Here is a 20,019-nt window from a genome sequence, read left to right on the forward strand (position 1 = left end):
GGAGAAGGAAGGCCGGGGAGAGGAAGGCCGGAGAAGGAGGGCCGGCAAGAGGAAGGCCGGAGAAGGAGGGCCGGAAGCCGGTTCAGGGCCGGGCGGGTCCGGCAGGGGTGGCGTGCCGGTCCGCGTACCAGCGGACGGTGTCGGCGAGCGCCCGCGCGAAGTCGGCGCGGGGCCGGTAGCCCAGTTCGCGCCGGATGCGGGTGTCGTCGACCGCGTAGCGCTGGTCGTGGCCCTTGCGGTCCGCCGCCCGGGCGATCCGGTCCGGTCCGGCACCGCACAGGGCGAGGAGACGGTGGGTCAGGTCCAGGTTGGTGAGGGACGTGCCGCCCCCGATGTTGTAGACGCGGCCCGGGCGCCCGCCGGTCCTGACCAGTTCGACGGCGGTGACGTGGTCCTCCACGTGGAGCCAGTCGCGGATCTGGAGGCCGTCGCCGTACAGGGGCACGTCGCCGCCGGCCAGGAGGGTGGTGACGAAGCGCGGGATGAGCTTCTCGGGGTGCTGGCGCGGCCCGAAGTTGTTGGAGCAGCGGGTGACGCGGACGTCCAGGCCGTGGGTCGTGTGGTGGGCGAGCGCCATGAGGTCGCCGGCGGCCTTGGAGGCCGCGTAGGGCGAGCTGGGGCGGAGCGGGGCGTCCTCCGCGGCGGCGCCCGCGGCGATCGATCCGTACACCTCGTCGGTGGAGATCTGGACGTACGTCCGCACGCCGTGCCGGACGGCGGCGTCGAGGAGCGTCTGCGTGCCGAGGACGTTGGTGCGGACGAACGGCGAGCCGTCGCGGATCGACCGGTCCACGTGGGACTCGGCCGCGAAGTGCACGAGGTCGTGGTGGCCGGGCACGATCCGGTCGACGAGGCCTGCGTCGGTGACGCTGCCCCGTACGAAGCGGAAGCGCGGGTGGTCGCGCACCGGGTCGAGGTGGGCCGTGTCGCCCGCGTAGGTGAGGTCGTCGAGGACGGTCACGGCGGTGTCGGGCGGCCCGCCGGGGCCGAGGAGGCGCAGGACGTGGGCGGAGCCGATGAAGCCGGCGCCGCCGGTGACGAGGACGTGTCGGGTCATGAGTGGAGGTGCACCTTGCTGTGGTCGCCGAGCACGAGGCGGTGGGCGTACGGGTATCGGGGGGCCGCCACGACGGCGTCGCGGCCGATGAAGGAGCGCTCGATGCGGCCGGCCCGTTCGACGTCGGCCCCGTCGAGCAGGACCGACGCCTCGATGGAGCTGTCGTGCACCCGGCAGTTGGCGCCGATCGAGGTGTAGGGGCCGATGACGGCGTCGCTGATGACGCTGCCGGGGCCGATCACCACGGGTCCGGTGATCCGCGAGCCGCGGACCACGGCCCCCTCGCCGAGGAGGACGCGGCCCACCACGGCGCTGTCGGGGTCGACCTTGCCGTCGAGGCGTCCGGTCAGGCCGTCCAGGACGTGCCGGTTCGCCTCCAGCATGTCGTCCACGCTTCCGGTGTCGCGCCAGACGGAGGTGGTCGCCTCGGCCCGTACGGGGTGTCCTCCGTCGACGAGCCACTGGATCGCGTGGGTGAGTTCGAGTTCACCCCGGGCGGAGGGCCGGATCGCGGCCACCGCCTCGTGCAGCGCGGGCGTGAAGGCGTAGACCCCGATGAGGGCGAGGTCGCTGCGCGGGTGGGCGGGTTTCTCCTCCACCCGGGTCACCCGGCCTCCCCCGTCGACCTCCACCACGCCGAAGGCGCTGGGGTCGGGGACGGGGGTGACGAGGAGCCGGGCCGCCGCGGGCTCGGCCGCGGCGTGGGCGACGAAGTCCGCCACGCCGTCCTGGAGGTAGTTGTCCCCGAGGTAGAGGAGGAAGTCGTCGTCGGCCAGGAAGCCGCGGGCCGTGGCGACGGCGTGGGCCAGGCCCAGGGGGCGGTCCTGGTGGATGTAGGTGAGGTCGAGTCCGAAGGAGCTTCCGTCTCCGGCCGCCTCCCGGACGTCGTGCGCGTAGTTCCCCACGATGAGGCCCACGTCGCGGATTCCTGCGGCCGCGATGGACTCGAGGCCGTAGAAGAGCACCGGTTTGTTGGCGATCGGCAGCAGTTGTTTGGTCCCGGAGTGGGTGAACGGGCGCAGGCGGCTGCCGGTTCCTCCGGCCAGGACCAGGGCCTTCACATCGGCTGCCTTCGGTCGGGTGCGGTACGGGGGCGTCTGTGCACGGTCCCTCCTCGCGATCGGTACCTCTGTCGGCGTTCGCACCGGCGACTCAAGCAGAGCCGCCACATGATCCGCAACCTCTTTCTGAAAGTTTCTGCAACCCCTTGCTAGGAGTCGACCGAAGATGTTTGACTCGCCTCTCGAAACGATCAACTGGCCGAAAATTCGAATCAGTTCGACCGATCAGGGGGAACGGTGGCAGGTCACCAGCGGGAACTGCTGGCCAGGGAGGCGCGGCACCTGGCGCCCGGCGCCTCCGAGGAGGCCGCGCTCGCGGGACGCGTCTTCGCCGAGGGGCGCGGCGCCGTCCTCACGGACCTGGACGGCAACCAGTACCTGGACTTCGCCGCCGGCACCCTGACGCAGTCGCTGGGCCACGGCCACCCCGAGGTCGTCGCGGCGCTGACCCGGCAGGCCGGGCGGCTGTGGAACGTCCACGACAGCGCGACGCCCGAACGGGCCGGCTTCTTCGAGCTGCTGGCGCGCCTCCTGCCCGAACACCTCGACACCTACGCGCTGTTCTCCACCGGGGCGGAGGTGGTGGAGGCCGCGCTCCGCGTCGTCCAGTCCACCGCCGAACCGGGACGCAACCGCGTCGGGGCCCTGCGGCACGGCTTCCACGGCAAGACCATGGGCGCCCGCATGCTGGTCCACTGGGACGTCGGCCACCAGGCCTTCTCCGGCAACAGCGTGCTGGGGTACGCCCCTTACTGCTACCGCTGCCCGCTGGAGCTGACGTACCCCTCCTGCGAGGTGCGGTGCGCCGGACTCGTCACCCGCCACATCGCCACCAAGCCGAACGTCTCCGCCCTGTTCTTCGAGCCCGTGCTCGGCGCCGCCGGGGTGATCGTGCCGCCCCCGGGCTACTGGGAACGGATCTCCGCGGCCTGCCGCGAGAACGGGGTCCTCCTCGTCGCGGACGAGGTGGCGACCGGCGGCGGCCGGACCGGAGCCTTCCTGGCCTCCGAACTCATCGGGGTGGAACCGGACCTGGTGACGCTGTCGAAGGGGATGGCGAACGGCTTCCCCTTCGCCGTCCTCGCGGGCCGGCGCGACCTGCTCCACCGCCCCGCCGCCGCGCCGGCCGGCGCCTACGCCTCCACCTACGCCGGCAACCCCCTGGGGATCGCCGCCGCCCGCGCGACGCTGGAGGTGGTCGAGCGCGACCGGCTCATCGACCGGGTCCGGGTGCTCGGCGACCGGCTGGCCGGCCAACTCGCGGAGCTGAGCGACCGGTTCGAGGTGCTCGGCGAGGTCCGGGGCATCGGGCTCCTGTACGGCCTGGAGTTCGTCCGGGACCGCGCGACGCGCGTCCCCGCCCCCGAGATCGCCCGCGCCGTGTACACCGCCGCCCTCGACCTGGGGCTCCGCACCTCCGTCGGCGGCCACATCATCCGCCTCGCGCCCCCCTTCACCCTGGACGAGGACCTCCTCGACGAGGGCGTGCGCATCCTCGGACGGGCCGTCGAACGGGCCGTCGGGCAGGTGACCGCGTGATCGTCGCCGAACGGCTCACCAAGGACTTCAGGATCGCCGAGCGGCGGCCGGGCCTCCTCGGCAGCCTCTCCACCCTCCTGACCCGCGAATACCGGACCGTGCGCGCCGTGGACGGCATCTCCTTCCACCTGCGCGCCGGTTCCAAGACCGCCTACATCGGCGCCAACGGCGCCGGCAAGTCCACCACGATCAAGATGCTCACCGGCATCATGACGCCCACCTCCGGCCGGTGCCTGGTGAACGGCATCGAGCCGTACCGGAACCGCAGGGACAACGCCCGCTCGATCGGCGTCGTCTTCGGGCAGCGCAGCCAGCTGTGGTGGGATCTGTCCGTCCCCGACTCCTTCCAGATCCTGCGCAGGATCTACGGGATACCCGACGCGGTGTACGAGCGGAACCTGGCGCTCTACCGGGAGCTCCTCGACATCGACGCCCTCGGCACCACGCCCGTGCGCCAGCTGAGCCTCGGCCAGCGGATGCGGGCCGAGATCGCGGCGAGCCTGCTGCACGACCCGGCGGTCGTCTTCTGGGACGAGCCCACGATCGGCCTGGACATGGTCCTCAAGGAGGCCGTCCGGACCCTGGTGAACCGCGCCAACGCGGAGCTGGGCACGACCGTGCTGCTCACCAGTCACGACCTCTCCGACATCTCCGCCATCTGCGACGACGCGCTCGTCGTCGACGGCGGCCGGGTCGTGCACGAGGGAACGCTCCACGAACTGCTGCGCCGTGCCGACCGCCGTTCGGTCGTCTTCGACCACCGCGGCGGCCCCGGCCCCGGGGACACCGCGCTCCGGATCGAGACGGGGCTGCCGGGCGCGACGGCCGTCCCGACCCCGGAGGGACGCGTACGGGTCGACTACCCGGCGGACGCCTTCACCTCCCGGCAGGTCCTCGGCTTCCTCCTCGACCACTTCGACCTCGCGGACTGCTACGCCCCCGAGCCCGACCTGGAGACCGTGCTCCGCCAGACCTACCGGAGCGGCGTCCCCGCCGCGCGGGAGGGTGGTGCGGCGTGAGGCGCCCGGGGCGCGCCGGCGCCTACGTCCCCTTCGCCACCAGCGGGCTGCAGTCCCTGCTCCAGTACCGCGCGACCTTCCTCGTCACCGGCTTCACCGCGGCGGCCGGCGCCGCCGTCACCGTCTTCCTGTGGCGGGCCGTCTACCCGGACCCGGCGGGTACCGGCCCCGGCGGCTTCACCACGGCGGGCATCACCACCTATCTCGTGGTCGCCCAGGTGCTGGGCGTGGTGCACGCGAACAGGGTGGACGACGAGGTCGCGGCCGAGGTCTACCGGGGGGACATCGCGGTGATGCTCGTGCGCCCCGTGAGCTACCCGCTGGTCCGTTTCGCCGCCTGCCTGCCGGTGGTCGCGGCCAACGCGCTCCTGGTGGGCGTCCCGCTGCTCCTGCTCTTCGCCGCCTTCGTGCCGCTGACCGTCCCCGGGCCGGCCGACGCGGCGCTCTTCCTCCTGTCCGCCGTGTTCTCGGCGGTCATCGCCTTCTGCGTGAACCTGCTGACCGGGATGGCCGGCTTCGTCACCACGAACACCTGGGGCGTCCGCATGGTGAAGCAGGGGGTCGTCGCGTTCTTCGCGGGCCAGACGGTCCCGCTGGCCCTGCTGCCGGGCCCCCTGCACGCCCTCGCCATGGCCCTGCCCTTCCGCGCCATGGCGGACGGGCCGCTCACCCTGCTCCTCGGCCGGTACGAGGGGGTCGGCGGCGCGTGCGCCGTCCTCGCCCACCAGCTCGCCTGGACGATCGGGCTGGTGCTGCTGTGCGCCGTGCTGTGGCGCGCCGCGGCCGCCCGCCTGGAGGTGCTGGGCGGATGAACCGGTCCCCCGGCGGCCACCTGCGGCTCGCCCTCTTCCTCGGCGGGGTGGGGCTCCACCGCCTCACCGCCTACCGGCTCGACTTCCTGCTCGGCTCGGGGGCGTTCCTCGTCCGGGTCGGTCTCCAGACCCTGGCCGTCGGCGTGGTCTTCACCCACGTGCCGGCCGTCGCGGGCTGGTCCTACCACCAGGTGCTCTTCCTCCTCGGCTGCTCCCTGCTGCCGCGCGGACTGGACCACCTCTTCACCGACCAGCTGTGGGAGCTGAGCCGCAAGCTGATCCAGCGGGGCGAGTTCTACCGCTACCTGGTCCGCCCGGTGAACCCCCTCTTCGCCCTCCTGTCGGAGCGCTTCTTCCACCCCGACGGCCTCGGCGAACTGGCGGTGGGCGCGGCCCTGGTGCTCTGGTCCGGCGCCGCGCTGGGCCTCGACCCCACGCCCCTGCAGTGGGCGCTCGTCCCGGTGCTGGTCGTCGCCGGGGCCCTGATCCACTTCGCCGTGAAGCTCTTCTTCGCCTCCCTGTCCTTCTGGACGGTGACGAGCATGCCGGCGATGCAGACGGTCACCCAGATGTCCGAGTTCGCGGGCTATCCGCTGGACCTCTACCACCCGTCGCTGCGGACGCTCCTCACCTGGGTGCTGCCCTTCGCCTTCACGTCGTACGCGCCCGCCGTCTACCTGCTGCACGACGACACCGCGCTGGTGCGGTGGCTGCCGCTCGTGACCGGCCTTTCCCTGCTCGCCGCACTGGCGCTCTGGCGCCGCGGCCTTTCCAGATACGAGATGACCGGGAGTTGACGAACTGCGTGACCAGCGACATCCAGCTCCACGAACTGCTGCGCGACGCCGTGTGGATGCCGGAGGACGGGCGCCGGGCCGATCGCCACGAGGTGGTCGACGAGGCTTCGCTCGGCGACGGCCTCACCCTCCTCGTCGTGTCCCCCGCCGCCGGCCCGGCCCGCGGCCGGCTCTTCTCCGTGCCCGTCCGCGAGGACGCCGGAGGCCGGTGGGAGGAGGCGCCCGGCTCGGAGGCGTTCGACCGCGCCTGCGTACGGCTGGCCGCCGCGGGCGGGCGGACACGGACCGCGCGGGGCGGGCACGTCGAGTTCCGGGGCCGCGGCGCGGTGCCCCGCTCGGTCTCGGCACGGCCCTTCACCCGGGGCTGGTCCTCGAACGCGCTCTCGCTCCTCGACATCGACGGCCTGCCCCACCTGCACAAGACGTACCGCGCGCTCGGTCCCGGGGTGCGGGAGCCCGAACTGCTGCGCCTGATGGACGGGAGCGGCCACACGCCCCGCTGGTTCGGCGACTACGCCTACGTACCGCCCGGCGGGGGCGAGCGGCTCCCGCTCGGGGTGGTCTACGCCTACACGCCGGGCACGGGCATCGACACCCCCCTGCGGGCGAACCTCCGGTCGCTCTGGCCGAAGCTGACGGTGCGCCGGGACGTCCCGGCGCACCGGGGAGCGGCGGACGGACGGGGCGGCGCGGACCACCCGGTGCCGGGGGCCGCGCCGGACCCGGACGGGCTCGTCCGGGACCACCTCGCCCCGCTCGCGGCGCCCCTGGGCGCCACGCGGGACTTCCTGTCCTCCTTCCACGACGAGCTGCGCGTACGGCTCGCCGGCGACGCCCCGGCGCCCGAGTACCCGGTCGCCCGCGCGCTGCGGGCCGCCGAGGAGCGGGCCGCCGCCCTCCGCGCGCGGGGCCGGGACGAGACGGCCCTCCCGGCGTCCGCCCTCGCCTCCGCCTTCGAGGCGGTCGCCGCCGAGACGGGTCTGCTGCGGACCGCGTTCGGGGCCGGGGAGGCACGCCGCCCCTCCGGCCCCTGCCACGGCGACCTCCACCTGTCCCACCTGCTGTGGGACCCGCCGGGGCTGATCGACATCTCCACCCCCGCCACGGGACCCCACGAGCCCGGCTGGGAGGAGCAGTCCCCGCTGCAGGACCTCGTGGCGCTCGAACGGGCCCTGGAGTACTTCGCCTCCGACGAGGCGGCGTACGAGAGCGCGCGCCTCCTGGGCACCGACTCCACGCGGACCATGCTCGCCTCCCTCGACGGCGGCGCCGGCCTGCCGCCGCGCGAACGGGCCGTGCTGCTGCGCGTCTTCGGGGCGGCGGACGCCTGGCGGCGGCGGGTCGTCTCCCTCCTCCTCGCTCCGGACGGTCCGGCGGACGCGGCCGGCGCGCCGCTGCGCCGGCTGCTCCACCTGCGCCGGCTGCTCCACGAACTGGACTACAACTTCGCGCACGCCCGGCCCTACCACGCCGCGATCGACCTGCGTCACGCCATGGCGCTCGGCCGGCCCTCTCCCCTCGCCCGCACTCTCACCACGAGGATCTGACGTGAGTGACGCCACCGACGAACCGCTGCACATCATCGAGACGTACTTCGAGTGCTGCGGGTTCGACCACACCTTCCTCCAGGGCGGTACCTCCGTGTACCTCTGGAACCTCTCCCGCGCCTTCGCCCGCAAGGGGCACCGGGTGTCCGTGGTGACGCCGGCGCACGGCCGCCTCGACGACCTGCGCGCCCGCCACACCGTCGAGGACCTCGACTACGAGGACCGCTACACGCTCCCCCTCGTCCTGGACCCCGAGCTCTGGCGCGGCTTCCCGGCGGAGGTCCCCGTGGAGCTGCGCACCACGGCCCACCGCATCCGCCTGGAGGGGGTCGACCTCTACTTCCTGTCGAACGACTACCTCGACCTGCTGCCCGACACCTTCTACCCGCCGTACTCGATGAAGGGCCGGGACCTCACCTTCTTCAAACCGCTCGCCTTCCAGGTCGACAGCGTGCGCTTCCTGCGCGGCTGGTTCGCCGACGAGCGGGCGGTCGTCCACGCCCACGAGCCGTACTACCACTACCTGCTGCCGCCCGCGCTCGCCGGCGATCCGCTGAAGAGCGTGGTGACGACGGTGCAGAGCAACATGCCGATCACCAAGAAGGTGTACGGCCCCGAGGTGCGGCGGCTGCTGGAACTGCTCGGCGCCCCCGCGCCGAGGGACGAGGAGCCCCCGCTTCCGGCGGGCGAGCGCGAGGCCCAGCGGCAGTACCAGACCCGGACCCACCTGCACTACGAGTACCGGCCCGACCACCTCACCGTCTACGGCCTGGTGGCCGACCACGCCGACCGCGTCGACTTCCTCTGCCCCGGGCAGCGGGACTTCTACAACGGATTCCGGGACACCCCGTTCGAGGACCTGTTCGCCGCGCTGCCGGTCGCCGGTACGGTCCGCCGCAACGCGCACAAGCAGTTCGTCGGCGGCTGCGCGATATCCGACGGCTGGCTCGCGGCGGACCCCGGCGCGGTGGACCGCAACGCCGTCCTGGGCGGCCTCGGCCTGGACCCGGAGCTGCCGACCTTCTTCCACAACGCCCGGTACGCGGTGCACCACAAGGGGCAGGTCGAGCTGGTCCGGGCGATCGACCGGGTCCTCACGGAGGGCGTCGGGGCCAACTTCGTCCTGCGCTGCATCTCCGGCACGGGCATCGACGACCCGTACTTCCACGAGGTCGCCGAGCGGCACAAGGGCCGGGTGCACCTGGAGTGGGAGCGGGTCGACGAGAGCCGGGTCTTCGCCTACGCGGCCTCCGCCGACTTCTGCGTCTTCCCGTCCAAGTTCGAGATGGACACCTTCCTGATCGCCCAGGGCGAGGCGATGGCCTGCGGCGCGGTGCCGGTGGCCACCGCGCAGTGGGGCACGGCCCACTTCCGGCACGCCGACGAGGGCGGGACCCGGACCGGCTTCTCGGTGAACCGGTCCTTCGCCGAGGACGACGCCCTCCTCGTCGACGCGCTCGCCGACCGCTTCCGCCGCGCGGTGCGGCTCTTCCACGACCGGCCCGAGGAGTACCGGGCCCTGTCGGCCCGCGCGCGGGAGGTCGCCCGCGGCTTCACCTGGGACCACTGCGCCGACCTGCACCTGGAGGTCTTCCGGGAGCTGTGGCGGGGGACGGAGCCGGGCCCCGCGACCGACGCCGCCCTGCGGCACGGCTGGTTCGACCTGCTGCCGGACGAGGTCTGGGAGGAGCGGGCCGGGGAGGTCCTCGACGCGGCCGTGGCGGCCGGCGACCTCGCCGCCGTCGAGCGGCTCGGGCCCCTCACCGGCGCACTGGCGCTGCGGCTCTTCGGGGCGGCCTGGGAACGGGCCGACTTCGCCCTCTGCGAGGAGGTGGCGGCGCGGCGGCCGGAGGCGGTGCCCCCGGAGCGGCTGGCCCTCCTGCGCGACCGGTGCGCGCCCGCGGGCGAGGGGCTGGTCTACCGGCTGGCCCACGCGGAACGCGTCGAGCTGGTCGTGCCGGCCCCCCGGAGCCCGGAGGGACGGGCGGAGGCCGAGGTGACCGAGTGGACCCGCACGGGCCCCGGCGAGTTCAGGGGCGCCGCCCCGCCGGCCGGCGCGGACGCGCGGCTGCTCCTGACCCTGTCGAACGGCCGGGTCGCCTGGGACGAGGTGCGGCATGGCTGAGCACGACTCCGTCCGCGCCGTCCTCCTCGCCGGCGGCAGGGGCGAGCGCATGGGCCGCCTCGGGGCCGGCCGGCTGAAGCCCCTGGTGCCGTACGGCGGTTCCTGCCGGCTCGTCGACTTCAGCCTCGCCAACGCGCGCGACTCGGGGATCGGGGAGGTGCTCCTGCTGTCGCAGTACGAGGAGCGGTTCCTCATGGACGACCTGCACTCCACGTGGAACGCCGTCTCCCCCGGTTTCCGGGTGCACTTCGGCCCGTACGACGCGGCCTACCGCGCCGCGGGGGACGGGCTGCCCGCGCGGCTCCCGGAGCCCGCCCGGCCCCTGGAGAGGGGCACCGCCGACGCCCTGATCCGCAAGGGCGGGCACATCTTCGGGCCGGGCACGGAGCACGTCCTGGTGCTGCACGCCGACCACGTCTACCGCTTCGACTACGGGCCCCTGATCCGGGGCCACATCGAGAGCCGGGCCGCGCTGACCCTCGCCTACCAGCGGATCGACCCGCGCTGGGTGCACCTCTTCGGCATGGTCGAGTTCGACCGGGACGGCCTGCTCACCTCCTTCGTGGAGAAGCCCGAACACCCCACGTCCGACCTCGTGTTCGCCGCCTTCTGCGTCTTCGACGCCCGTGTGCTGCGCCGGTACCTGGAGGAGCTGGAGGGGACGGACTGGCAGCACGACATCAGCCGGGACGTCATCCCGGCGATGCTCGCGGCCGGGGAACGCGTCCGCGGCCACCGCGTCGGGGGCCACTGGGAGGACATCGGCACGGTGGAGCGCTACCACCGCGCGCACCTCGCGATGACCCGCCGCGACGCCTCCCTGGGCGTGGACGAGCTGCCCCGGACCCTCTCGCCGCACCTGTCCCGCGCCCTGGTCGGGGAGGCCCCGGGCGTCCGCCGCTCGGTGGTCCCCCTCGACCTGGCGAACCGGGGCCTGGTCGAGGACAGCGTGCTCTTCCCCGGGGTGCGGATCGGCACGGGGGCACGGGTGCGGCACAGCGTGGTGCTGCCCGGCGCCGTCGTGCCCGACGGGGCCGACATCGACTCCGCGGTCGTCCTGGAGGACGGCTTCGTCCAGCACGTCGAACCGACGCCGAACGCGGCTCGCTGAGAGGGCGCACCCATGCACATCATCAACTTCGCCTACGAGTGCGGCGGTTTCGACAGCCGCCTGATGCGGGGCGGGCTCTCGCCACTGGTGTGGAACCTGTCCCGGGAGTACGCGGCGCAGGGGCACCGGGTCTCCGTCGTGACCCCGGCCCACGGCCACCTGGAACGGCTGCGGGCCTCGTACCCGGTCGAGGAGCTGGACTTCCGGCACGACCACACGGTGCCGCTGGTGCTCGACCCCAAGACCTGGCCGGGGCGGCCCGCCGAGGCGGAACTGCCGCTGACGACGCGGGCGCACCTGCTGCGGCTGGACGGCGTCGACGTGTACTTCCTCTCCGACTCCCACCTCGACCTGCTGCCGGACCGGCTGTACCCGCCGCCGGACTCGGAGGGCCGGGAGCTGTCGTTCTTCAAGCCGCTGGTCTTCCAGGTCTCCGGACTGCACTTCCTGCGCGCGTGGTTCGGCGAGGAGGCCGGGGACGGGGAGCCGGCGATCGTCCACGGCTTCGAGCCGTCGTACCACTACCTGGTGCCGCTGGTGCTGCGGAACGATCCGCGGTGGCGCTGCGTCAGCACGGTGGCGGCCAACGCGCCGATCACGCACAAGGCCTACCGGCCCCAGGTGGAGGCGCTGCTGCGGCTCTTCGGGGAGGACCCCGGACGGCCCGGCACGGGTTCCGGGGACGGCGTCGTCCTCGACGCCTGGGAGGAGGAGCCGCCGCCGGAGGACTCCCCGGCCGCCGCCATGGTCCGGGCGCTGGCGGCGACCCGTCTGCACAGCGAGTCCGGACCGGACCACGTGGGGCTCTTCCCGCAGATCCTCGCCCACGCCGATCTGGTGGACTTCGTCTCCCCCGGGCAGCGCGACCACCACAGCACCTTCGCCGACACCCCGATGGAGCGGTACGTCTCCTCCCTGCCGGTCGCCCGGCTGCTGCGGGAGCACGCGGGCAAGCTGTTCGACGGCGGGTGCGGCGTCTCCGACTCCTGGCTGGCCGGGGACCCCGCCGCGGTGGACCGCGACGCGGTGCTGCGGGGCATGGGGCTCGACCCGGCCCGGCCGGTCTTCTACCACGCGGCGCGGTACGCCGTGCACCACAAGGGACAGCTCGAACTGGTCCGGGCGATGGAGGAGGTGCTGGCCGGCGGCGCCGACGTGAGCTTCGTGCTGCGCTGCGCGACGGGCGCGGGAGGAGCGGCCGGGGCGGCTCCGGCCAACGCGTACTTCCAGCGGGTCGCCGACTCCTACCCGGACCGGGTGCGCCTCGACTGGCGGCTCGTCGACGAGGAGACGCTCTTCACCGAGGCCGCCTGCGCCGACTTCTGCGTCTACCCGTCCAAGTTCGAGCTGGACGGTTTCCTCATCGCCCAGGCGGAGGCGATGGCCTGCGGCGCGGTGCCGATCGCGACCGCGCAGCGGACCACCGCCCACTTCGGCCACGCGCTGCCCCGGGAGGACCCGGGGGCGACGGGCTTCGCGGTGCGCGGCTCCTTCCGGGACGACGACCGGGAGCTCGCGGCCCTGCTCGCCGACCGGTTCCGGGAGGCGGAGCGGATGTTCCGCGAGGCTCCCGGGGAGTACCGGCGCCTCTCCGCCGCGTCCGTCCGCACCGCCCGGTCCTTCACCTGGAGCGAGAGCGCGCGCCGCAGGCTCACCGCGTTCGGCGAGCTCCTCGCGGGCGTCCCGCGCCGGCTGCCGGCGCGGGACGCCGTCCGCTACGGCTGGTTCGACCTGCTCGAAGGGGCGGAGTGGGACGAGCACCGCGAGGCGATCGTCCGCCGCTCCGCCGAACTGGGCGACGCCGACGCGTACGGGCGGTGCGCCGAACTCGACGGGGCCGCCTACGAGGCGCTGTTCTCCGCCGCGTTCGGGCGGGCGGACTTCCCCCGCTGCGCCGGACTGGCCGGGGCAGCGGGACGTCCGGAGCTGATGGCCCCGGTCCTGCAGCGCTGCCGCGTGGCACCCGCCGGCGCGGACGGGACGCACCGGATCGAGTACCGGCACCCCCGGGTGGTCGCGGCCGAGGTGGTGGTGGAGGGGGCCGCGCCCCCGGCCGGGGGGGACGCCGCGTCCGGCGACGGCCCCCTCGAATCGGCGGCCGAGGCCGCCCGGTCGGACGAGCCGGTGCCCCGGGCCGGGACGACCCGGCTCGTGGCGCTGCGCCGGGACGCCGACGGCGTCCTGCGGGGCGCGGTCCGCGCCGGTGCCGCGCGCGGCGGCCTCGTGCTGCGGCTCACGCTCGCCGACGGCCGGGTGACCTGGGACAACGTGCCGCTGCCCGAGGCGCCTCCGTACCGCGTCGTGGCCACCGACCTGGACGGCACGCTGCTGCGCACCGATCTGACGGTCTCGCGGCGGACCCGGGACGCCCTGGAGCTGGCGGCCTTCTCGGGGGCCCTGCACCTGGTGGTGACCGGGCGCCCGGCGTCGGCCTGCCGCCGGCTGCTGGACTCGCTGGGCTGCACCGGGCTCGCGGTGTGCGGGCAGGGCGCGCAGCTGTACGACGCGGGCGCGGACCGGCTGTTGTCCGCGGAACGGCTCGACACCGCCCTGGCCCGCTCGGTCGTCGCCCGCGTCGAGGAGCTGCTCGGCCCGCTGGAGCTGGGGGTGGTGACCTCTCCCCCGGAGAGCCGGTTCAAGGTCACCCCCGGTTTCGGCGAACGGGTGCGGCACGGCTGGGACGTGACCGCCGACCGGTCGCTGCTGTGGGACGCGCCGATCGACAAGCTGGTGCTGCACCACCGCGCGGTCGGGGACGACGAGCTGACCGAGGCGGCGCTGCGGCTGTGCGGCGACGAGGTGACGGTCGTGCACTCCGTCCGGGGCATGGTCGAGGTCCTCCCCCGCGGCGTCACCAAGGGGACGGGCGTGGCGCGGGCCCTCGACCTGCTCGGTCGCACGGGCGCGGAGACCGTGGCGTTCGGCGACATGCCCAACGACATCCCGATGCTCGCGCTGGCCGGGCACGGCGTGGCCGTCGCCGGCGCGCACCCGTCGCTGCGGGCCGTGGCGGACGAGATCGCGCCCGGTCACGACGAGGACGGCGTGGCGGCCGTCCTGGAGCGGATCTTCGGCGCGCCGGTGACACCGATGGGAGGCGGGGCGTGAACGACCCGCTCCTCGAACTCGCCGAGGCCCACGGCGTCGCCACGTCGTACCGGACCGACCGCGGCCTGAACGTCGGGGTCCCCCGGGACACCGTCGTCGCGGTGCTCGCCGCCTGCGGTGTCGACGCCTCCACACCGGCCGCCGCCGGGGCCGCGCTCGCCGCCCACCGGGCCGGACGGGCCCGCCGGCTCGTGCCCCCGTGCGTGGTGGTGCGCGGACCGGACGGGCCCCTCCCGCCGCTGCCGGCGGGCGCCCGGGCACGGGTGCTGTGCGCCGACGGCGGCACGCGCGACCCGGACGGACCGCTGCCCGTCGGGCGCCACACGCTGACGGTGGAGGCCCGCGGCCGGCGGGACACCGCGGTGCTGCTCGTCGCGCCGGACCGGCCGGACCCCGCGCCGTACTCCTGGGGGTTCCTCGTACAGCTCCACTTCCTGCTCTCGCGCCGGTCCTGGGGCATGGGCGACCTGGGCGACCTCACCGGTCTGGTCTCCTGGGCCGGCCGGGACCTGGGGGCGGACTTCGTCCAGCTGGGCCCGCTGCACGCGATGGAGCCGGGTCCCCTGCCGGACCCGTCGCCCTACCGCCCCAGCAGCCGGCGCTTCCCGGACCCGATGCACGTGCGGGTGGAGGACGTGCCCGAGTTCGCGTTCCTGGCGGACGGGCCGCGAGCCCGGGTACGGCGGCTCGCCGCCCGGGCCGCGGTGCTCAACTCCGCCGTTCTCGGCGGGGACGCGCTCATCCGCCGCGAGGAGGTGCGGGAGCTGAAGCACCTGGCCCTGCGCGAGGTGTACGAGGTGCCCCGCCCGCCGGAACGCGAGGCGGCGTTCGCCGCGTTCGTCGCGCGGGAGGGCGGGGACCTCACCGACTTCGCCACCTGGTGCGCCCTGGCCGAGGTCCACGGGCCGGCGTGGCGTTCCTGGCCCGCCGGGCTGCGCGACCCCCGCTCGGCCGAGGTGGCCGGGGCCCGGCGGGTCCTGTCGGCCTCCGTCGACTTCCACCGCTGGCTCGCCTGGATCACCGACGAGCAGCTCGCCGGCGCCCAGCGGGCCGCCCGGGAGGCCGGGATGCGGGTGGGGCTCGTCCACGACCTGGCGGTGGGCGTGGCCCCCGAGGGGGCGGACGCCTGGGCCCTGAGGCACTGTCTCGCCGAGGGCATGTCGGTGGGGGCGCCGCCGGACGACTTCAATCCGTCCGGCCAGGACTGGGGGCAGCCGCCGTGGCGTCCGGACGCGCTGGCCGCGGAGGGCTACCGGCCCTTCGCCGAACTGCTGCGCGCCGGGCTGCGGCACTCCGGCGCCCTGCGGGTCGACCACGTCATGGGGCTCTTCCGGCTCTGGTGGGTGCCCGAGGGACGCCCGCCGTCCGAGGGGACGTACGTCCGGTACGACGGCGCGGCGATGCTGGCCGTGCTGACCGCGGAGGCGGAGGCCGCCGGGGCGCTCGTCATCGGGGAGGACCTGGGCACGGTCGAGCCGGGGGTGCGCGAGGCGCTGGCGGACCACGGCGTGGTGGGCACGGCCGTCCAGCGCTTCGAGTACGAGGGCGGTTCGGAGGGCCGTCTCGGCCCGCTCCCGCCGGAGAAGTGGCGCGAGAACTGTCTGGCCACCCTGACGACGCACGACCTGCCCAGCACCGCGGCCTGGCTCAACGGCGAGCACGTGGCGCTGCGGGCCTCGCTGGGACTGCTCACCCGTCCGGAGGCCGAGGAGGCCGCCGGGGCGGCGGCCGAACGGGACGGCTGGCTGGCCGAGCTGGAACGGCTCGGCCTGCTGCCCGATCCGGCCGGGGAGGTCGCGGCGCTCCACAGGTACCTGTGCCTGACGCCGGCCCGGATGATCGGGGTCTGGCTCCCGGACGTGACGGGTGACCGGCGGCCCCAGAACCTGCCGGGCACGGCACGGATACACCCCAACTGGTGCCTGCCGATCGCCGACGGGCGAGGCCGGCCGGTGGCTCTGGAGGAGCTGTCCGGTTTTCCCCTCGTCCACCACCTGGCCCGGGCGTTCGCCCGCCGGCCCGAAGCACACCGAGACATCGAGGAGAGGCATGTCAAGCCGGGTTCTTGCTGACGACGAACGGCTGTCGGGCGTGTGGGAGGACGCCGACGGCTTCAGCCTGCTCGCGCCGGACGGCACCGGGTACCGGGCGGACCTCGTCCCCGGGGTGCTCTCCCCGGGGAACCCCGCGCTCGCGCGCGCGGTGGGCGGACGCCGGGTCGTGGCCTTCACCGGGCCGACCGTGGGCCGCCTGTACGGGGAGGCCCTGCGCCGCTACCTGGAGGCGAACCTCGCCCCCGGGACGTGGACGCTGCACACCGTTCCCACCGGGGAGAGGAACAAGACGCTGGCCTCGGCGGAGCGGGTCTGCTCGCTCGCCAAGGCCGACGGACTCGACCGGCACGGGGTGATGCTGGCGCTGGGCGGCGGCATCGTCGCGGACGTGGTCGGGTTCGCCGCGTCGATGTACGCGCGGGGCGTCCGCCACGTCCGGATCAACACGACGCTGGTCGGGCAGGTGGACGTGGGCGTGGGGGTGAAGACGGGGGTCAACGCCCTCCGCACCAAGAACATGTTCGGCGCCTACCACCCGCCGCACGCGTCGCTGAGCGACCCCGCGTTCCTCTCCACCCTCCCGGTCCGGGAGATCCGGTGCGGCCTCGCGGAGATCGTGAAGATGGCCGTGATCCTGGACGAGGAGCTGTTCGGGACCCTGGAGCGGTATCCGGACGCCTTCCGCCGGACCGGGAGGCCGACGCCGCCGGAGGCCGAGACGTACATCCTGCGCACCTCCATGCGGCTGATGATGGAGGAGCTCTGCCCCAACCTGCGGGAGCACCAGCTGGCACGGCTGGTGGACTTCGGCCACACCTTCAGCCCCGTGATCGAGACGGCCGGCGACCACCGGCTGGAGCACGGCGAGGCCGTCTCCGTCGACATGGCGCTCTCGGCCTGCCTGGCGCTGCGGCTCGGCCTGGTCGACGAGGAGGCGTGCGACCGGATCACCGGTCTCCTGACCCGCATCGGGCTGCCCGTCTTCGACGCGGCGACGTGCACGCCGGAACTGATGACGCGGGCGCTCCGGGAGTCGTGGGAGCGGCGCGGCCGCCGGCTGCACCTCGTGGTCCCCACCGCGGTGGGCAAGGCGGTGTTCGTCGACGAGCTCGGGGACGTACCGCCCCGGGTGCTCGCCGACGCGCTGGACGACCTCGCCCGGCGGGCGGACCGCGCGGACGAGGGGAGCCGGACGTGAACCGGGAGGCGCGGGCCGCCGGGCCCGTGGTGAACCTGCGGGAGCTGCTGTCCCCGAAGCCGCACGACCACGGCGGGGCGGGGACGATCCTCGCCCACCGTCTCTTCGCCCGGGGCGCGGGGGCCGGCGCGGCCTTCATCGACCTGGCCGTCCTGCCGCCGGGCACGTCCGTGGGACGGCACCGGCACGGCCGCGACCGCGAGACGTACGTCGTGCTCAGCGGTGACGGCGTGATGTACCGCGACGGCGAGGAGTTCCGGGTGCGGGCCGGGGACGTCGTCGTCAACGCGCCCTTCGGCGAGCACGGTCTGAGCAACGACTCGGACGCGGACCTCGCGCTGCTCGTCTTCGAGGAGGAGGCCGGCGATGACGAACCCGTCCGGTGATCCGGGGACGGCGGACGCCGGGGAGAAGCTCACCGTGACGGACGCCGGGGAGAAGCTCACCGTGACGGACGCCGGGGAGAAGCTCACCGTGACGGACGCCGGGGAGAAGCTCACCGTGATGGACGTCGGGGGGACGACGCTGCGCGTCGCCACCTTCGACGCCCGGGACGGGGGGCGTCTGTCGGGGGTGCGCAGGATGCGGGTGGACGGCATGGCCCGGTTCCCGGGGACCCCGGTGCCCGTGCTCCAGCGGCGGGTCGTCGACCAGATCGTGCGCGAGGCCGAGCGGCAGGCGCACGGCGGCGGCCCCGGGGCGGCGGCCCCGCTGGCCGTGGCCTTCGCCGGGCCGGTGGGGCGGGACGGGACGGTCCTCGGGGCGCCCACCGTGTGGGGGGAGGGCGGGGCGCCGCTCCCGCTCCGGGAGGTCCTGGGCGCCCGGCTCTCCGTTCCGGTGCTCGTCGTCAACGACCTGACGGCGGCGGCCTGGCGGTACGGGACGGAGACGTCGGTCCCGTTCTGTCTGCTGACCGTCAGCTCGGGCATCGGGAACAAGGTGTTCCGCGGCGGCGACGTGCTCCTCGACGACGAGGGGCACGGCGGGGAGCTGGGGCACTGGACCTGCGACCGGGCGCCGGACGCGCCGCTGTGCGACTGCGGCGGGCGCGGGCACCTGGGGGCGATCGCCTCCGGGCGGGGCGTCCTCGCCGCGGTGCGCCGGGCGGCGGCCGCCGATCCCGCCGGATACGCCCGGTCGGAGCCGGCCCGGTCCGGGGCGGCCGATCCGCGGGCCCTCGGCAATCCGCAGATCGCCTCGGCGGTGCGGAACGGCGACCCGTTCACCACGGCCGTCCTGCGCTCCACCCTGGTCCACCTGGCGTCCGCGGTGGGCGCGGTGTTCGCGTCGATCGGTGTCCGGCGCTACGTCCTGATGGGCGGTTTCGCCCTCGCCGTCGGCGAACGCTACCGGGAGCTGCTCGTGGAGGAGCTGGTGCGCCAGGGCTGCTTCGGGCTGGCGGCCGCGCAGGTCGACGCCATGGTGGTGCTCGGCGAGGACGACGACGACCACGGGCTCCTCGGAGCGGGCCGGCTCATGGCCCGCGTGCTCGGAGCCGGAGCACGGGAGCGGGTGACGGCCGGATGACGGCGGGGATCACGGCGGGGATCACGGACGCCGGCGGGAGCGTCCTCGTCGTCGGCAGCGGGTTCGTCGGTTCGGAGATCGCCCGGCGGCTCGTCGCGGAGGGCCGCGAGGTGACGCTGGCCTCCCGGGGGCGGCCCGCGAACCGTCCGGAGGCCTACGGGGCCCGGTGGACGCCGCTGGACGCCACGGACGCGGTGGCGTGCGCCCGGGTGGTGGAGGCCGTCGCGCCGCGCGCGGTGGTGCTGGTCCACGGCCCGTCCGACGTCACCTGGTGCGAGGCCCATCCCCGGCGGGCGGCGGAGGCGCACGGGGCGGCCACCGCCTCCTTCGCCGCGCTGCCGGGTCTGGACCGCGTGGTCATGATCTCGACGGACAACGTGTTCGACGGCACCGCGCCGGTGAACGTGGAGTCGAGTCCGGTCGCGCCCGCGAACGCGTACGGGGCGGCGAAGCGGCGGGCGGAGGAACTCCTCCTGTCCCGGGCGGTCTCCCCGGCGACGGTGCTGCGCGTCAGCCTCGTCTACGGTCACGAACCGGCCGGGAGCGAGAAGTGGCTGAACTTCTTCTCGTCCTGCGCGCACCGGCTCGTCCGGGGCCTGCCGGTGGAGGCGCCGGCCGACCAGTGGACGACACCGGTGCTCGTCGACGACGTGGCCGCGGTGACCTCCCTGCTGCTCCGGCCGGGCGGGGCGGTGCCGTCCCTGCTGCACCTCGGCGGGCCGGAGCGGATCTCGCGGGCGGACTGGGCGCGGGTGATCGCCGGGGCGCTGGGGGTCACGGCGGAGCTGGTGCGGCCGGTTCCCCGCGCCGCGGGACGCTACGCCTCCCGTCCGGAGAACACCTGTCTGGCCAGTGCGCTGCTCGGTTCGCTGCCGGGCATGGAGGGGGCGGCCCCGCGGGGGGTGGCCGCCGCGGCCGCGCTGCTGGCGCCGGCCTTCCTCGGGCGGTAGTCCCCGGCCGGCGGTCCCGTGCCGCCGGCGGTGGCCGCCCGCCCGCGGGGAGGCACGCCCTCGCCCCGCACCGTGTCCGTCACGGTGCGGGGCGAGGTCCGGAAACCGGTTCAG

15 protein-coding genes are annotated in these 20,019 nt (G+C 74.7%); 13 read left to right on the top strand and 2 right to left on the bottom strand.

What is annotated here, in order from left to right:
* Window positions 1-82 precede the first annotated feature (82 nt).
* Complete coding sequence (rfbB, locus tag ACZ3IL_RS15825; RefSeq protein ID WP_467390664.1) at window positions 83-1,057, bottom strand: dTDP-glucose 4,6-dehydratase; 975 nt, start codon at window positions 1,055-1,057, stop codon at window positions 83-85.
* Window positions 1,054-2,118, bottom strand: coding sequence for a glucose-1-phosphate thymidylyltransferase (locus tag ACZ3IL_RS15830; RefSeq protein ID WP_467390667.1), 1,065 nt, complete (start codon window positions 2,116-2,118; stop codon window positions 1,054-1,056). The genes rfbB and ACZ3IL_RS15830 overlap by 4 nt, the downstream gene beginning before the upstream one ends.
* A 237-nt stretch (window positions 2,119-2,355) precedes the next feature.
* Here ACZ3IL_RS15830 and ACZ3IL_RS15835 point away from each other — a divergent pair, with 237 nt between their 5' ends.
* Genes ACZ3IL_RS15835 through ACZ3IL_RS15895 form a run of 13 tightly spaced genes read left to right on the top strand, consistent with a single transcriptional unit; the run spans window position 2,356 to window position 19,905 of the window.
* The gene (locus ACZ3IL_RS15835) at window positions 2,356-3,657 is read left to right on the top strand and encodes an aspartate aminotransferase family protein (RefSeq protein ID WP_467390669.1); all 1,302 of its coding nucleotides are present in this window, start codon (window positions 2,356-2,358) and stop codon (window positions 3,655-3,657) included.
* Window positions 3,654-4,676 (top strand): ABC transporter ATP-binding protein, encoded by a 1,023-nt coding sequence (locus ACZ3IL_RS15840; RefSeq protein WP_467390671.1) that lies wholly within the window; start codon window positions 3,654-3,656, stop codon window positions 4,674-4,676. Before ACZ3IL_RS15835 ends, ACZ3IL_RS15840 begins: the two co-directional genes overlap by 4 nt.
* Window positions 4,673-5,488, top strand: a complete 816-nt coding sequence (locus tag ACZ3IL_RS15845) for an ABC transporter permease (protein WP_467390673.1) — start codon at window positions 4,673-4,675, stop codon at window positions 5,486-5,488. The genes ACZ3IL_RS15840 and ACZ3IL_RS15845 overlap by 4 nt, the downstream gene beginning before the upstream one ends.
* Window positions 5,485-6,285 carry an ABC transporter permease gene (locus tag ACZ3IL_RS15850; RefSeq protein WP_467390675.1) on the top strand — a complete coding sequence of 267 codons (801 nt, stop codon included), beginning with the start codon at window positions 5,485-5,487 and terminating at the stop codon, window positions 6,283-6,285. The genes ACZ3IL_RS15845 and ACZ3IL_RS15850 overlap by 4 nt, the downstream gene beginning before the upstream one ends.
* A complete protein-coding gene (locus tag ACZ3IL_RS15855; RefSeq protein ID WP_467390677.1) occupies window positions 6,282-7,832 on the top strand; it encodes a hypothetical protein in 1,551 nt (516 codons plus the stop codon). Before ACZ3IL_RS15850 ends, ACZ3IL_RS15855 begins: the two co-directional genes overlap by 4 nt.
* A gap of 1 nt (window position 7,833) precedes the next feature.
* Entirely contained in the window at window positions 7,834-9,957 is a 2,124-nt protein-coding gene (locus ACZ3IL_RS15860; protein WP_467390679.1) for a glycosyltransferase, read from the top strand.
* Complete coding sequence (locus tag ACZ3IL_RS15865) at window positions 9,950-11,068, top strand: sugar phosphate nucleotidyltransferase (protein WP_467390680.1); 1,119 nt, start codon at window positions 9,950-9,952, stop codon at window positions 11,066-11,068. The genes ACZ3IL_RS15860 and ACZ3IL_RS15865 overlap by 8 nt, the downstream gene beginning before the upstream one ends.
* A gap of 12 nt (window positions 11,069-11,080) precedes the next feature.
* Complete coding sequence (locus ACZ3IL_RS15870) at window positions 11,081-14,176, top strand: HAD hydrolase family protein (RefSeq protein ID WP_467390682.1); 3,096 nt, start codon at window positions 11,081-11,083, stop codon at window positions 14,174-14,176.
* Complete coding sequence (gene malQ / locus ACZ3IL_RS15875; RefSeq protein ID WP_467390684.1) at window positions 14,173-16,248, top strand: 4-alpha-glucanotransferase; 2,076 nt, start codon at window positions 14,173-14,175, stop codon at window positions 16,246-16,248. Before ACZ3IL_RS15870 ends, malQ begins: the two co-directional genes overlap by 4 nt.
* On the top strand, window positions 16,226-17,428 hold the full coding sequence (locus ACZ3IL_RS15880) for a sedoheptulose 7-phosphate cyclase (RefSeq protein ID WP_467390686.1): 1,203 nt from the start codon (window positions 16,226-16,228) through the stop codon (window positions 17,426-17,428). Before malQ ends, ACZ3IL_RS15880 begins: the two co-directional genes overlap by 23 nt.
* Window positions 17,425-17,814 carry a cupin domain-containing protein gene (locus ACZ3IL_RS15885; protein WP_467390688.1) on the top strand — a complete coding sequence of 130 codons (390 nt, stop codon included), beginning with the start codon at window positions 17,425-17,427 and terminating at the stop codon, window positions 17,812-17,814. Before ACZ3IL_RS15880 ends, ACZ3IL_RS15885 begins: the two co-directional genes overlap by 4 nt.
* Window positions 17,795-18,955 (top strand): ROK family protein, encoded by a 1,161-nt coding sequence (locus tag ACZ3IL_RS15890; protein WP_467390690.1) that lies wholly within the window; start codon window positions 17,795-17,797, stop codon window positions 18,953-18,955. Before ACZ3IL_RS15885 ends, ACZ3IL_RS15890 begins: the two co-directional genes overlap by 20 nt.
* Window positions 18,952-19,905: an SDR family oxidoreductase gene (locus ACZ3IL_RS15895; protein WP_467390692.1), complete on the top strand. Its 954-nt coding sequence runs from the start codon at window positions 18,952-18,954 to the stop codon at window positions 19,903-19,905. The genes ACZ3IL_RS15890 and ACZ3IL_RS15895 overlap by 4 nt, the downstream gene beginning before the upstream one ends.
* Window positions 19,906-20,019: the final 114 nt, after the last annotated feature.

This window comes from Streptomyces sp. NPDC014907, assembly GCF_055562975.1.